Annotated in this window: 10 protein-coding genes; 6 read left to right on the top strand and 4 right to left on the bottom strand. The window is 72.8% G+C overall.

All coding sequences use genetic code 11. From position 1 onward, the window contains the following. Window positions 1-50: 50 nt before the first annotated feature. Window positions 51-3293 (bottom strand): S8 family serine peptidase, encoded by a 3243-nt coding sequence (locus ACYVLT_RS18615; RefSeq protein WP_461121448.1) that lies wholly within the window; start codon window positions 3291-3293, stop codon window positions 51-53. Window positions 3294-3549: 256 nt separating this feature from the next. Here ACYVLT_RS18615 and ACYVLT_RS18610 point away from each other — a divergent pair, with 256 nt between their 5' ends. Next, the gene (locus ACYVLT_RS18610; RefSeq protein WP_461121447.1) at window positions 3550-4380 is read left to right on the top strand and encodes a hypothetical protein; all 831 of its coding nucleotides are present in this window, start codon (window positions 3550-3552) and stop codon (window positions 4378-4380) included. A 325-nt stretch (window positions 4381-4705) separates the two neighbouring features. Here the strand turns inward: ACYVLT_RS18610 and ACYVLT_RS18605 are convergent, their stop codons facing one another. Further along, a complete protein-coding gene (locus tag ACYVLT_RS18605; RefSeq protein ID WP_461121446.1) occupies window positions 4706-5179 on the bottom strand; it encodes a cupin domain-containing protein in 474 nt (157 codons plus the stop codon). Window positions 5180-5249: 70 nt separating this feature from the next. Between ACYVLT_RS18605 and ACYVLT_RS18600 the strand changes: the two genes are divergently transcribed. Both ACYVLT_RS18600 and ACYVLT_RS18595 read left to right on the top strand, forming a co-directional pair. Further along, window positions 5250-6908, top strand: a complete 1659-nt coding sequence (locus ACYVLT_RS18600; RefSeq protein ID WP_461121445.1) for an FAD-binding dehydrogenase — start codon at window positions 5250-5252, stop codon at window positions 6906-6908. A gap of 113 nt (window positions 6909-7021) precedes the next feature. Then, a complete protein-coding gene (locus ACYVLT_RS18595; RefSeq protein WP_461121444.1) occupies window positions 7022-7729 on the top strand; it encodes a zinc ribbon domain-containing protein in 708 nt (235 codons plus the stop codon). 5 nt (window positions 7730-7734) lie between these two features. On the opposite strand, the gene ACYVLT_RS18590 is transcribed toward ACYVLT_RS18595, so the two are convergent. Beyond that, the gene (locus ACYVLT_RS18590; RefSeq protein ID WP_461121443.1) at window positions 7735-8688 is read right to left on the bottom strand and encodes a hypothetical protein; all 954 of its coding nucleotides are present in this window, start codon (window positions 8686-8688) and stop codon (window positions 7735-7737) included. Window positions 8689-8917: 229 nt separating this feature from the next. Next, window positions 8918-11674: an AfsR/SARP family transcriptional regulator gene (locus ACYVLT_RS18585; RefSeq protein WP_461121442.1), complete on the bottom strand. Its 2757-nt coding sequence runs from the start codon at window positions 11672-11674 to the stop codon at window positions 8918-8920. Window positions 11675-11829: 155 nt separating this feature from the next. On the opposite strand from ACYVLT_RS18585, the gene ACYVLT_RS18580 reads away from it, so the two are divergent. Genes ACYVLT_RS18580 through ACYVLT_RS18570 form a run of 3 tightly spaced genes read left to right on the top strand, consistent with a single transcriptional unit; the run spans window position 11830 to window position 14708 of the window. Then, window positions 11830-12246, top strand: coding sequence for a hypothetical protein (locus ACYVLT_RS18580; protein WP_461121441.1), 417 nt, complete (start codon window positions 11830-11832; stop codon window positions 12244-12246). A gap of 12 nt (window positions 12247-12258) precedes the next feature. Continuing rightward, complete coding sequence (locus ACYVLT_RS18575) at window positions 12259-13947, top strand: PPE domain-containing protein (RefSeq protein ID WP_461121440.1); 1689 nt, start codon at window positions 12259-12261, stop codon at window positions 13945-13947. Further along, a complete protein-coding gene (locus tag ACYVLT_RS18570; protein WP_461121439.1) occupies window positions 13944-14708 on the top strand; it encodes an ESX secretion-associated protein EspG in 765 nt (254 codons plus the stop codon). The genes ACYVLT_RS18575 and ACYVLT_RS18570 overlap by 4 nt, the downstream gene beginning before the upstream one ends. Window positions 14709-14843 lie beyond the last annotated feature (135 nt).

Here is a 14843-nt window from a genome sequence, read left to right as displayed (position 1 = left end):
GGGCCACCCCCGCGTTGCGCGGAAGTGGCCCTGAGGTCTTGCGGGTGGCGTCAGGCCACGTTGCGCAGGATCACCGCGCCGCGGCCGACGATCGCGCCGTCCGAGGTCTGCACGGTCAGCTCACCGCGCAGCACCCGACCGGCACCGGCCTGGCCGGCGGCGGTCACCGTGGCCGGGACCGTCCACGTCGCACCGGCGGTGCGCTCGGCGTCCGCGTCGGTCACCGCGACCGTGCCCAGGCCCGCCGCGGTGAACAGGTCGATGTAGTCGTACTCCGTGGTGCCCGCGGGCACCTCGAAGCCGTCGACCTGCACCCGCCACGCGCCGGCGGCCGGGTTCGCGATCGTCACGGACTCCTCCGAGTCGCCGTCCGCCGCCTGACCGGCCAGCACGCAGGTGCCGGACGTGCAGTTGTAGACGAACAGGTCGAGGTCGGCGGACACGTCGCTGGTCTTGCCGATCGTCGCGCGCAGCGACGACGAGCCGGGCGCCACGGTCAGGTCGTAGTTCTGGACCGCGGCGTCCGCGATGGTCGGCCGGTCGATCCTGGCGCTGGCCAGGGAACCGCCGACGAGCTTGCCGGTGAACGCGGCCAGCGAGTTGGTCACCGCGTACTCACGGCTGATCGGCGTGCCGATCACGGCCGACTCGATGGTGTCCGGGTTCGGGCTGATGGTCGTGCCCAGCACGGACGCGGTCACCGAGTACGGCGCGGCGTCGGCGTCCGAGGTGCGCCGGGCCTCGACCACGACCTCCCACACGCCCGGCAGCGGGTTGCTGACCGTGCGGCTGGTCGGCGAGCCACCGGCACAACCGGCGCCCGCGTCGGGGTTGTAGCAGTTGGTCGAGGACGTGGTGTCGAACGGCACGCCGTACGGGTCGTAGCGCAGGAACCGCACCTGGCCCTTGCCCGCCTCGGTGCCACCCGCCGCCAGGTCGATCTTCAGCGCGCTCGTGCCCGCAGGCACCCTCACGAAGAAGCTCTTCGACTGGTTGCGCGCGATCGTGCCGGTCTTGGTCACCGCGTACTTGCCCGCCGCGGTGAACTCGTCCGCCGCGAACACGGTGTTCAGGGTGAACACGTCGATGCCGCGGGTGAGCACGTTGTCCAGCCGCAGCACGGCCGAGTGCGCGCCGGCCTTGGTGGGCTTGACCTTGACGTCGAACTTCACCGGCGTGTTCAGCGGCAGCGAGACCGAGGCCTTGGACGAGAACGTGCCGTCGTTGCCCTGCCAGTTCACCACGAAGCTCTGGTTGCGGTTCGGGCCCGTGGTGCGGGTCAGGGTGTAGGTGCGGGTGTACTCCTTGCCCACGACGACGCCCTCGCGGTCGTGGATGCCGACACCCGTGTTGGGGGTGGCCAGCAGGCCCGACAGCGCGGTGTTCACGGTCACCGAGGTGCTGACCGCCTGCGTCTCCGGGTGCGCGTTGAGCTGCGTCCACGCGCGCTTGGTGTCGAACAGGCCCGCGCCCTGCTCGTACGCCTGGAGGGTGGAGACCCACTTGGCGCCGGACTGGATCGCGTTGCGCAGCGCCGCGACGGGCGGGCGCTCGCCGTTGTGCTCGGCCTTGTACGCGCTCACGAGCAGCGCCGCGGCGCCGGTCGCCTGCGGTGCGGCCATCGACGTGCCGTTGAACATCGCGTAGCCGGGGGGCAGGGCGAAGGTGCCGGCCACCGGGCCGGGCGCCTGCCACTGCGGCGTGGTGGAGATCGCCGAGCCGGGCGCGACGATCTGCGGCTTGAACCCGCCGTCCTCACGCGGACCGCGCGAGGAGAAGCCGTGCAGGCCCTCGCGCTGCGCCGTCACCGAGCCGTAGTTGGACAGCCAGGTGTCCTTGGTGATGTACGAGCCGACGCTCACCGCGTCCGTGGTCACCGACGGGTCGCCGACGGTGTTCGCGCCCGCGCCGCTGTTGCCCGCGGAGATGAACACCTGCACGTTGTACTCGGCGATGGTGCGGTTGTAGAGCTCCGAACGCGCGTTGTTGCCGTCGTTGAGCGCCGGCAGGCCGCCGATGGAGATGTTGACCACGTCCGCGCCGTTGCGCGCCGCGTACAGCAGGCCGTCGATCAGACCGCTGTTGGTGCAGGACGGCGTCGACAGGCAGACCTTGATGCCCATCAGCTTCGCGCCGGGCGCGGCGCCCGCCATCTTGCCGCCGAACATCTTGTTGGCCGCGGTGATGCCCGCGACGTGCGTGCCGTGCGCGGCGGCGGAGATGCCGATGTTGACCCACGCGGCACCGGCCGCGTCGTAGATCGACTTGTCGGTCTGCACCACGAACGCCACGGTGTCCAGCACCGGCGTGGCCGGGTTGTCCGCGCCGAAGTGGCCGACGTCCTTCTTGTACTTGTAGTCGATCATCGCGGTCTGGTCGGTGAAGTCACCGTCACCGTCGACGTCGACCCGGACTTCCTTGGTGGTGACGTCCTGGAGCACGCCGAAGGTGTCCACGCGGTCGCCGTCGCGGTTGATGTCACCGCCGGTCTCGCTGTTGGCCAGGCCCAGGTCGCCCGCGGTCTCGCGGAACGAGCCGAAGCTGAACGGGCCGCCGGTGGCCGGGGCGGTGTAGGTCGCGCCGCCCGCGGTGAACGTGCCGTTGTAGCGGCCGGAGACCTGGAGCCACGTGCCGTCGCCGGAGTTGGTGGCGTTGGCGTTGTACCAGTCGACGATCTTGCGCTCACCGGTCGTGGTGGTCGCCAGCGCCGGGTGGTCCAGGTCGATGCCGGAGTCCATGATGGCGATCGTCGCGCCGCGGCCGTCCCACTTGGGGTGCTCGTCGGTGAAGTGCGCCGCCTTGGTGTCCTGCGTCGGCATGTACGGGTTCTTCTTGGGCGTGGACGCGCCCGGCGCCGGCTGCGGCAGCGGGGTCGTCGCGCCCTCGGGACGCGGGTTGTCGAGGACGACCAGCCCGTCGACGTCCACCGCGTTCACCGAGGCGAGCCCGGCGGCCTTCTCGGCCTTGTCCCGCGGCACCGAGACCTTGAGGTAGTCGACGTCACGCTCGGTGGACTCGACCACGCCGCCGAGGGCCTTGAGGTCGTTGGCGGCGGAGTCCAGCTTGCCCTCTTCGGCGGCGACCAGGAGCGTGACGTTCGCCCGACCGGCCTGCTCGGCCTCGACGAGGCGCTCCCGGTCCTGCTTGTCGAGCTTGTCGGCGGGCGCGGGCGCGCTCGGCGCCTCCTGCGCGACGGCCGGGGCGGCGGCGAAGCCGAACCCAGTGGTGCCCAGCACGGCGGCCAGCAAGGCCGCGCTGGTGCGGTGTCTCCACCGGCTTGCTGAGTTGATCACGGCGCAAACCCTTCGTGGGGAAAGATTGGCGCAAGCACATCCCCCCGGCACCCGGGTAACAATCGGACGAACAGCCCAATAGAAAAGTCCACATTGAACTGAACGGACTATTGCGCAAACGCGCGAGAAGTGCCGCACAACACCGGAACGGGCGCGACCACTCCAGTCAAGAGCCGACCGGCCGGAATGTCAAACACTGTCAACGGTGAACCGCCCGCGAGCACCGGAAATCGGTAACAAATCGCACATCACCGCGATGGCGAGCACACTGGTCGACATCGTGGACACCGCGCCGATCGACCGGATAGCCGACGAGCTCTACGCCCTGCCGCCGGCGGACTTCGTCGCGGCCCGGGACGCGCACGCCCGAACGGCCGCCGAGCGCGGCGACAAGGCGTTGGCCAAGCAGGTCTCGGCGCTGCGCAAGCCGACCTCGTCAGCGTGGGCGTTGAACCGGCTGGCCCGCGAGGACCCGGCCGACCTGGCCGAGGCGCTCGCTCTGGGTGACGAGCTGCGCACCGCGCAGGAGGAGTTGCGCGGCGGAGCGCTGCGCCAGTTGAGCGCGCGTCGACGGGCCGTGCTGAGCGCGCTCGTGCGCCGGGTGGAGGTGCTGGCGAGCCACGCCGGCCAGCCGCTCGGGCCGGACGCCGTGCAGCAGGTGCGCTCCACGTTGACCGCGGCCCTGGCCGACGCCGTGCTGGCCGCGCGGATCCGGGCGGGGCGGCTGGTCAAGCCGGTCGAGCAGGCCGGCTTCGGGCCGTTGAGCGAGACCGCGACCCCGGTGCGCGACGACCTGGCACCGCGCCGTGAGCAGCGGCGGGAACGGCAGCTGGCGCAGGCTCGTGAGGACATCGACGCCGCGCGGGAGGACGTGCGGAAGGCGGACGCCGTCGTGACCGAGGCCGAGCAGACCCTGGCCGAACGCGAGGAGCACACCGCCGCGTTGCAGGCCGAGCTGCGCCGGGCCCAGCAGGCCGAGCAGGAGGCGACCACCGGGCTGGCGCGGGCCAAGCGCCGCGCCGAGACCGCGCGGGGCAAGCTCGCGGGCGCCGAAGCCCGGATGACCGAGCTGCGCGGGGACGCCTGAGACCGCGCGGCTCGGTCGTCCAGCGGGCTTCGCAGTGACGCCCGACACCCCCTCTCCGACACTGTGCGTGACGCCCGACACCCCCGGTCCATCCGGGGAACACCCGCCCGACACCACCCGTTCTACTGCTGGTCGGCGCGATGGACGCCGCACCGGACGTCAGCCCCGCGGGCACGACCCCCAAGCCCGTGCGGCACCCCTCCCCGAGACGTTGCAGGTGCGCCCACGCATGCCCGACCGCCGCCGGCCGAACGGTCACCCCCACCGAACGGCCGGCGGCCTGCCACCTCTCCGCCGTTGCTGCTCGATCCCCTGTCGCCGCAGCTCAGACCATGTACTGGTCGTGCCTGGCGTACAACTCGGTCCACTCCTGCGGGCTCAACCGCCGCCCCGATTCCCCGATCTCGGCCAGTTCCCGGAAGTACTCCTCGCGCGGCGGCGCGGGCGCGAAGAGGATCAACATCGACGCGGGCTCGTCGGCGTCGTTGCGGAAAGCGTGGACACCGCCCTCCGGCACGTAGAGGAAATCGCCCGCCACCGCGTTCACCCACGTCTCGCCGTTGAACAACCGGACCGTTCCGGAGATCACGTAGAACGACTCCGAGAACGTCTTGTGGAAGTGCGCCGCCGGACCGCCCGCGTGCGGCTCCATCCGCCACTCGAACAATCCGAACTGCTTGCGCGTGACGTCGCCGGTGCCCACCAACCTGGCCCGGGTCAGCGGCCGGTCGATGGTCGGCACCTCCGCCACCGGCCGCCACACCGCGTTGACCTCGCCGACGTCCCCCGTGTACGACACCGTGACCACTCCCTGAAGTGAACTTTCTTCAACTCTCGTCCATCCTGGCACTTCGATCTAGACTCGCCCGATGGCACATCACGACGCGGATGTCATCGTCGTCGGCGCGGGTCTGGCAGGCCTGGTGGCCACCGCCGAGCTCGTCGACGCCGGCCGCAAGGTCATCCTGCTCGACCAGGAGCCCGAGGCCTCGCTCGGCGGTCAGGCGTTCTGGTCGTTCGGCGGGTTGTTCCTGGTGGACAGCCCCGAGCAGCGGCGGCTGAAGGTCAAGGACTCGGCGGAGCTGGCCCTGCAGGACTGGCTGGGTTCGGCCGCGTTCGACCGGGACGCCGACCACTGGCCGCGTCGGTGGGCCGAGGCGTACGTGGACTTCGCGGCGGGCGAGAAGCGGTCGTGGCTGCACGCGATGGGCGTGCGCTGGTTCCCGCTCGTGCAGTGGGCCGAGCGGGGCGGGTACCTGGCCGACGGCCACGGCAACTCCGTGCCGCGCTTCCACGTGACGTGGGGTACCGGGCCGGGCATCGTGGCGCCGTTCGAGCGGCGGGTGCGCGAGGGCGTGGCGCGCGGGCTCGTGCAGCTGAAGTTCCGGCACCGCGTGACCGGGCTGACCACGACCGGCGGTGCGGTGGACGGCGTGCGCGGCGAGGTGCTGGAGATCAGCACGGCCGGTCGGGGCGAGCCGAGCTCGCGCGCCGTGTCCGGTGACTTCGAGCTGCGCGCGCAGGCCGTCGTGGTCACGTCCGGCGGCATCGGCGCGAACCACGACATGGTGCGCCGCAACTGGCCGGCGCGCCTGGGCACGCCGCCCGAGCACATGCTGTCCGGGGTGCCCGACCACGTGGACGGCGAGATGCTCAAGGTCGTGCAGGACACCGGCGGCGAGATCATCAACGAAGACCGGATGTGGCACTACCCCGAGGGCATCGCCAACTACGCGCCGATCTGGAACCGGCACGGCATCCGCATCCTGCCCGGACCGTCGTCGCTGTGGCTGGACGCGACCGGTTCCCGGCTGCCGATCCCGCTGTTCCCCGGGTTCGACGCGCTGGGTGCGTTGGAGCACATCGTGAAGACGGGGCACGGCTACTCGTGGTTCGTGCTCAACCAGAAGATCATCGGCAAGGAGTTCGCGCTGTCCGGGTCGGAGCAGAACCCCGACCTGACCGGCAAGGACGTCAAGGCGGTGCTGAAGCGCGCGCTGCCGGGTGCCGTCGCGCCGGTGGAGGAGTTCGCCAAGCGGTCCGAGGAGTTCATCTTCGGCCGCACGCCCGAGGAGTTGGCGGCCGGCATGAACAAGCTGACCGGCACGTCGTTGATCGACGCGGGGGCGTTGCGGCGCACGATCGTGCAGCGCGACCGGCAGGTGATCTCGGGGCTCGGCAAGGACATGCAGATCAACGCCATGCGCGAGGCCCGGAAGTTCATCACCGACAAGCTGATCCGCGTGGTGGAGCCGCACCCGTTGCTGGACCCGAAGGCCGGCCCGCTGATCGCCGTGCGCCTGTCCGTCCTCACCCGCAAGACCCTGGGCGGCCTGCACACCGACCTCTCCGCCCGGGTCCTGAAGGACGACGGCAGTCCGCTGGAGGGCGTCTACGCGGCCGGTGAGGCGTCCGGCTTCGGCGGGGGCGGCGTGCACGGCTACCGCGCCCTGGAGGGCACGTTCCTGGGCGGCTGCATCTTCTCCGGCCGGGTGGCCGGCCGCGCCGCCGCCAACGCCACCGGCTGACGCTGGACAACAAGTGGCCAGAAAGTGGCCAATCGCCGCACCGGGTGCCGCGGCGACGAGGCCGGGGCTAGCGTGGTCTGTCTTCTTCGCCACGACCACGGCAGGGACGCCCCATGAACGTCTGCGGCAGGTGCGGCGCCGGTCGGATCCCCGGCCACCGGTACTGCACGGCCTGCGGTGCGGACCTGGAGGCCTGGTCCACTCGGGTGGAGCCGGACGGTCCGCGCGTGCCGCTGCCGCTCGTGGTCACCGCGGCGGTGGTGCTCGCGATCACGGTGGCGGTCGCGTCCGCGGCCGCGGTGCGCTACTCGAACCGACACGTCACGGGTGTCGCTGCCGCGGTGGAGGCGAGCACCGCGACCGTCCAGCCGCCGACGTGGACGCCCGCGCCGAACCCCACCACCACCCAGCGGCCCACCACCAACGCGATCCCGCCCGACGAGGTCGCGCGCGGACGCCTGGACGCACAGGTCGCGGCCGACCGGGCGGCGGTCGAGGCCCTCGTGGACCGGTGGGTGCCGCAGCTGTCGTCGAAGCGTTTCGGGCTCGTGGTCCACGGGGTCCGGTTCACCCACGAGGACATCTGGCGGGACTTCCAGCTCACCCGGGCGCGGTACCCGGGGGCGCTGCTGCTGTCCTCCGCGCACTTCGTCAGCTTCGACAGCGACGACTTCTGGGTCACCGTGGTGCCCTACACCTACGCCACCGGGGCAGAGGCCAACGCGTGGTGCGACCGGGAACTCATCGGTCCGGACGACTGCTTCGCCAAGCGCCTCACCCACACCGGGACGTCCGCCGGCACCACACTGCCGCGCCGCTGACCGCGTCACCCGCCGGGCACCTCCGGCCGCCAGCGGATCCCGTAGACGTGGCCGGCGCGCAGGTCCGCGAAAGCGGCGTGCGCCTCGCGCACCGCGTCGACCACCACCTCCTCGCCCTCGGTCGCCCGGTCGTCGGTCGCGAGTGATCCCCGGACGGGGCTGATCTCGGTGGGCACGTGCGCGGCCGGGAACCGGACCGTCAGCTCGAAGGACTCGCACCGCCGCTGCGGGCGGTAGAGGTGGTGCGAGCGCGCGCCACCACTGGCCGCGGTGACGACCAGGCCGCACTCGTGCCGCTCACCCGCGTGCAGGGTGCGCGGCAGGCGCAGGTCCAGCAGCAGGCGACCGTCCGGCGCGCGCTGCTCACCGGCCACCTCGACGCCGAAGAACGGGACGGCGTGCAGGCCCTGGTCGTCGGGAGCCGGCCCGCACGGCGGGGTCACCGCGACCCGGACGTGGTCGCCGATGTCGCGTTCGGCCACGATCGTCCAGCGTTCGACGCACTGCGGCTCGGCCACGTCGAGGCGGACCAGCGCCTCCAGCCGCTCGACGTGCCAGTGGTCGACCTCGCCACCGGGCGGTGGGCGGGCCCCTGCCGCGGCGTCCTCCGCGACCAGGTCGATCGCCTCTTCGACCCGCCGCCGGATGGTGCGGACGTCGCGGTGGCACGCGACCGCCAGCGACCGCTCCCGCTCGCCCAGGAACTTGCCGGCCACGTCGACGTCCAGCGCGAGCGCGGCGGCGAACACCGCCCGCAGGTCGACCGGCAGCCTCGCGCCCCACTCGCGCAGCGTCGTGCGGACCTTCTCCCGGACGGCGGCGTGCGAGTCGGTGTCGCGGACACCGCACAGCGCCCGCAACGCCGGACCGATTTCATCGCCGAGGCGCGCCGCCTGGGCCCCGCGACCGCGGCGGAGCCTGCGCAAGTCGGCCGCGAGTTCGGCCGGGGAGATTTCCACGCGACTCTCCATCCGGTCCACCGAACCGCCCTCCAGTGTCGGCACGTCCCGCCGTCCGCGCCGATCCGTCACCTGAACGAGTGACCGCCCTAACCACCCAACCCGCGCGTGTCCTACCTCCAGAACGCGCGTGTCCTACCTCCAGAACGCGAGAGTCCTACGTTCAGAACGCGAGAGTCCTACGTTCAGAACGCGTGAGTTCAACGCTCAGGACGCGTGAGTTCAACGCTCAGGACATGGGGCAGGTGGTCAGGTCCAGTTTGCGGGCCAGGTCGTCGGCGTCCGGCAGGCGCAGGTCGCGGTAGAGCTGGTAGGCGGCCAGCCAGTGGGGACGGGCGGCCGGTGGGCCCTCGGACTGCTCCAGCACGTCCCCGATCGCACGGTGGCACAACGCCTCCTGGTAGCGGTCGCCCAAGCGGGCCGCCAGCGCCAGCCCGGCGCGGTACGACTCCAGGGCCTCGTCGGCCCGGCCCAACTGCTGGGACGCCGTGCCCACGGTGTGCAACGTCGCCGTGTGCGCCTTGGACGGGGCCGACGGGAACAGGCTCAACGCCTCCCGCGCGTGCCGCAACGCCTCCTCCGGCTGGTGCTTGCGCAGCAGCACGTTGGCCAGGTTGTTCTGGATGCTCGCCTGCGACCGGTCGTCCCCGACCTCGCGCGCCACCTCCAGCGCCTCCAGGATCGTCCCCTGCGCCCGGTCCAGCTGGTCGTCCGCCATCAGGCAGTACCCGAGGTTCGCCAACGCCGCCAGCTCCAGGTGCCGGTCACCGTCGGCCAACGACGCCGCCCGCGTGCACGCCTCGATCGCCTCGTCGATCCGCCCCAGGTCGGCCAACGTCGAACCCAACCGCAGCAGGAACGTCGCCTCCGCGTGCCCGTCACCCAGCGAACGCGTCGCCGCCAACCCGATGCGGCACAACGCCAGCCGGTCCAGTCGGTTGCCCCGGCGGAAGTGGAACGCGTCCAGGCACAGCGCCAGCTGCCACGTCCGCTCCCGCTGCCCGCCGTTCACCGCGATGTCCAGCGCCAGCCCGAGGTTCGCCTCCTCCAACGTGAACCAGTCCAGAGCCGCCGCGTGCGAGGGCAGTTCCGGGAACGACGCGGGCCGGTGCTCGGCCGGTCCGAACGGCCGCACGTGGTCGGACAGGTGCGCCCGCGCCCGGTCCGCCACGTGCAGGTAGTAGTCCAGCAGCCGGTTGGTCGCCACCTGGTTGTCCACTTCGGACTCCGTGGCCGCCAGGTGGTGGGTGAACAGCCGCACCAGGTCGTGCCGCGAGTACCGGTCGGGCGTCGACTCGTGCAGCAGGTTCGCGTACGCCAACGTGCGCAGGTGCGTGCGCGCGCTGACCACGTTGATGTCCAGCAACGCCGCCGCCGTGTAGCTGTCCAGGTCCGTGCCGGGGTGCAGGCCCAGCCGCCGGAACAGCCGCGCCGCGCCCTCGGGCAGCTCCCGGTAGCTCACCGCCAGCGCCGCGTGCACACCGCGCCCCGCCTCCGGCAGCGACAACGCGGACAGCCGCCCCTGCTCGTCGCGCAGCTCATCCACCAGCGACTGGATCGTCCACCGCGGCCGTGACGCCAACCGCGCGCCCGCGATCCGCAACGCCAGCGGCAGCCGGTCGCACAGCTCGACCAGCTCCGCCACCGCCTCCGGCTCCTGCTCGATGCGCGGCCGTCCCAGCACCGCGGCCAGCAGGTGCTCGGCGCTCTCCTCCGGCAACGTCGGCACGTGCAGCGACGACGCGCCCTCGGTGACCACCAGGTCGTCCAACCGGTGCCTGCTGGTCACCAGCACCAGGCAGCGCGACGAGCCGGGCAGCAGCGGCCGGACCTGCGCGGCCGACCGGGCGTTGTCCAGGAACACCAGCACCCGCCGCCCGGCCAGCAGCGACCGGTACTGCGCGGCCTGGTCCTCCAGGTCCACCGCGATCTGCGAGTCGGCCAGCCCCAGCGCCCGCAGGAAGCCGACCAACGCCGTGCGCGGGTCGAGCGGCTCGGTCTCGTCGAACCCGCGCAGGTTCACGAACAGCTGCCCGTCCGGGAAGTCGGCGGCCACCCCGTGCGCCCAGCGCAGCGCCAACGCCGTCTTGCCCACCCCGGCCGGACCGACCAGCAGCCCGATCGCCGAGTCGTGCCCGCTCAGGCTCGCGCCGAGGTCCGACAGCTCCAGCTCACGCCCGACGAACCCGCGGTGCTCGCGCGGCAGCTGGGCCGGGGCCTGGTGCTCACGGGGCAGCTGCGCGGGCGGGCGGTCCACCGGCGCGGCGTCGCCCGCCAGCACGGTCCGGTAGGCCTCGCGCAGCTCCGGCCCCGGGTCCACGCCCAGCTCCTCGGCCAGCCGCTCCCGCGTCCGGTGGAACAACGCCAACGCCTCGGCCTGCCGCCCGGTCCAGTGCAGCGCCAGCACCAGCCGGGACACCAACGCCTCGCGCAGCGGGTTGGCGTCCACCGCGTCCCGCAGCCCGGACACCGCCTCGGCCGCCCGGTCCAGCCGCGACAACCGGGTCGCCAACTCCTGCACGGCCACCAGCCGCAGCTCCTCCAGCCGCGCCGACACCGCCTCGCGCAGCTGGTCGCCCGGCACGTCGGCCAGCACCGGGCCGCGCCACAACGCCAACGCCTCCCGCAGCAGCCGCACAGCGTCGTCGTCCGACGCCTCGCGGGCGGTCGCCAACAGGTCCTCGAACCGGAACACGTCGACGGCCGCGCGTTCGCCGGTCAGCACGTAGCCGGGCGCGCGGGTGACGAGCGCTACACCGTGGTCGAGGACCTTGCGGAGCTGGGCGATGTGTCCCTGGAGGGCGGCTTTGGCCTGCGGTGGCGGTGAGCCGTCCCACACCAGCTCCAGCAGCCGGTCGCCGGACACCACGCGGTTCAGTTCGAGCGCGAGCGCGGCCAGCACGGTCCGCCGCTTGGCCGCACCCAGGCGGACGGCGTCCCCACCTGGGGAAACCAGCTCAACAGGGCCAAGCAGGTTCACCCGCATCCGCAACCCTTTCGGCGTTGTCACCCTGTAGTCGAAGAGTTTCCCACAGTTGTCACCGCATTCCGGCGGGCCGCGTTGGGCGCGCGTTGGCCGGGCGTTGGAGCACACCGGGATGGTGGGTTTCGTCCAGCAGGCTGCCTTCGCGAGGGATACCGATGTACATCGCCGAGAACGGGGATGAAGTGGCCCCGCCCCAGGAGGTCCCGACCGCCAGCGGTCAGGTCGTGGCGCTCCAGGAGACCGTGAACTCCGGCCGGGTGTCGCTCGATCCCGCCACCGGCGAGGAACTGCGCAGGATGCTCCTGGAGCAGATGGACCAGGTCGACTCGTGGCTGGAGCGCGCCGGTCGGCTCGCCCGCCCCACGCCGATCGGCGCGAACCCCGTCGGCGACCGGCTGGCGCGCAAGTTCGAGACGCGCGCGGACGGCGACCCGCGGTCGTTCGTGGCCGTGATGACGGCCTACCGCGAGGTGTTGCAGCAGACGCACGACTCGGTGCAGAGCGCGATCCGCAACTTCACCTCGGTCGACGAGGAGAGCGGCGTCGCGTTGACCAGGCTGAGCGGGAACTAGGGGGCGGCGGCGATGGCGGACGAGCAGGTGGCGCAGGTGGCCCGGGCGATGCAGGTGGGCGAGGTGAGGCGCCTGGCGCGGGACGAGCGCGAGGTCGACCTGGTGCTGACCGACACCCAGAACTGGGCGTCCCGGTCGCACCGCGAGCTGTACGAGGCGGTGCACAACAACAACGACCCCGGCCAGACCGGTGAGATCGGCGCGGAGTGGGGCCAGTTCGGCACCGAGTTGACCGAGGCCGCGCGGCTGATCAACGAGCGGGTCGCGGTCAGCGAGTCCGGCTGGACCGGTGACGCGGCGGACGCGGCCCGGCTCGCGATCAAGGGCCTGGCGGACTGGGTCACGCACACCGCCGAGACCGCGGTCGAGGTCGGCAAGCGGGTGCAGGACGAGAGCCAGATCATGGAGAACGCGCGGGCCAGCATGCCCGAGCCGGTCGAGTTCGACTGGAACCAGGCCACCGGCGTGTTCACCGCGGGCGGCATCCAGGGCCTGGCCAGCTCCGCCGCGGACGTGCAGGCGGCCAACGACCACGCGCGGGCGCTGCACGAGCACGCCGTGACGGTCATGAGCACGATGGAGCGCGAGTCGCAGGCGGTCGACCAGACCACGCCGCAGTTCAGCGCGCCGTTCAACCCGGTGACCGGCCGCACCGAGGAACCGCAGGTCGCGCTGATGCGGTCGATGTCGACGGCGACGTTGGCGGGCGCGGCCGCGGACAGCGCCGGCGGCGCGGGCGGTGCCACGGCGCCCTCGGCCTACACGGCGACGCAGCCGGCCCAACCGATGCAGACGGCGCAGGCGGTGGAGCGGTCGCAGGCCTACCAGCCCGCGCAGACGACGTCGGCCACGCACCCGGCCGGGTACTCGCCCGCCGCGGCCTCGTACCAGACCGCTCCCGGCTCCTACGGTGGCGCGGGCACCGGCACGTACGCCGCCGGCGCGGCCCCGGCCGCCCCGCAGCCGATCTACCGGCCCGAGGGCACCACGGCCGCCGCCGCGGCGGCCCAGGTGCCGGTGGCGAACCCGTACGCGCCGCCGGCCGGTGGCGGCTACCAGGGCGGCAACTACGCGCCGCCCGCCGGCGGCGGCTACAACCCGCCCGGCAGCAGCGGTTACGTGCCGCCGTACCAGCCGGCCAACCCGAACACGCCGCCGCGCCAGGGTGGCGGCACCCTGCCGCCCGGCGTGAAGCCGCCGAACTACATCCCGGCTGGCAGCCCCGGCACGCCCCCGGTGACCGGCATGCCCGGCGGCGGTGGTGGCGGTGGCGCTGGTGGTGGTGCCGGCGGCGGTGCCCGGATGCCCGGGGGCGGCATGCCGCCGGGAGGCTTCGGCGGTGGCGCGGGTGGCTTCGGCGGTGGCGGCGCGGGCGGCTTCGGTCCGACGGGGTCCGGCGGTGCGGGTGGCGGCGGCGGCGGTGCGCTGGCGGCCGGCGGCTCGACCGGCGCGGTCGGTGGTCCCGGCGCGCGTGGCCCGATGCCGGTCGGCGGCTTCGGCCCCGGCGGTGCGGCGGCGTCCCCGATGGCGGGCGGCGCGCCGATGGGTGGCGCACCGGCCGGCGGCCAGCAGGGCGAGGACAAGGAGCACCGGGCCGCGGCGTACATCCGCGGTGAGGACATCTTCGAGGTGCCCGGCGAGAACCTGCCGCCGTCGGTGATCGGTGGCGCCAAGCCGCGCAAGAAGGGCGACCAGTCGTGATCGAGCCCGAGTTCGTGCTCACGCCCCGCGAGCTGGACGTGCTGTGGCACCACCTCGGCCTCGGCCGGCTGCCCTACCCGCTGGACGTGCCCAGCCAGGGTGCCACCGAGGAGGAGCGCAAGCGGGTGCGGGAGGAGGTGCTCGCCGCGTACGGCGAGCCCGACCCCCGGCTGGTGGACCTGCTGCGGCTGCTCGGCGAGCACGAGGTGGCCGTGGACGCGGTCGCCCAGGTGGACCGGTCGGTGCGCGCGGTGGCCGTGTCCGGCGGCGGGCGGGGCGCGTTGGCGGTGATCGACGGCGGGTCGATCGGGGTGCTGGAGATCCGGCCGACCGCGTTGGCCCGGTCGATCGTGGAGGTGCTGCCGGACGGGTCCGCCGGGCCCGGCGCCGCGCTGTCGCTGCGGGTGGAGGCGTTGAACGCGGCCGTGGCGATGCAGGGCGAGCCGCAGGACGCCGAGGACGACGACCCGTGGGGCAGCGGCGAGCTGGACGAGCGGGAGGCGTTGCAGAAGGCCGGGTTGTCGCGGGAGGACGCGACGGTGGTCAGCGAGCTGGCCACGAGCCGGGTCGCGGGCGGCCAGTTCGGCGTCACCGTGGGCGGCGGCTACCGCCGCGAGCGGGCCGGCGCGCTGATCACCTGGTTCGACACCCACCAGGGCCGGTACCTGATGGTCAACGAGGACGGCTGGCTCAGCCTCGCCCCGACCGACAACGACCGCATCGCCACCCGAATCGCCTCCGTCCTCGCCACCGTCTCCTAACCCCGCGAGAGTCCAACGTTCACAACGCGAGAGTCCTACGTTCAGAACGCGAGAGTCCTACGTTCAGAACGCGCGTGTCCTACGTTCGGAACACCCGAATTCAACGCTCAGAACGTCCGGCGGTGCCCCCGTGCG

The sequence above is a fragment of the Saccharothrix stipae genome, from assembly GCF_054781895.1.
Note: the sequence above shows the minus strand (reverse complement) of the source record. Positions and strands in the feature narration are given on the sequence as shown.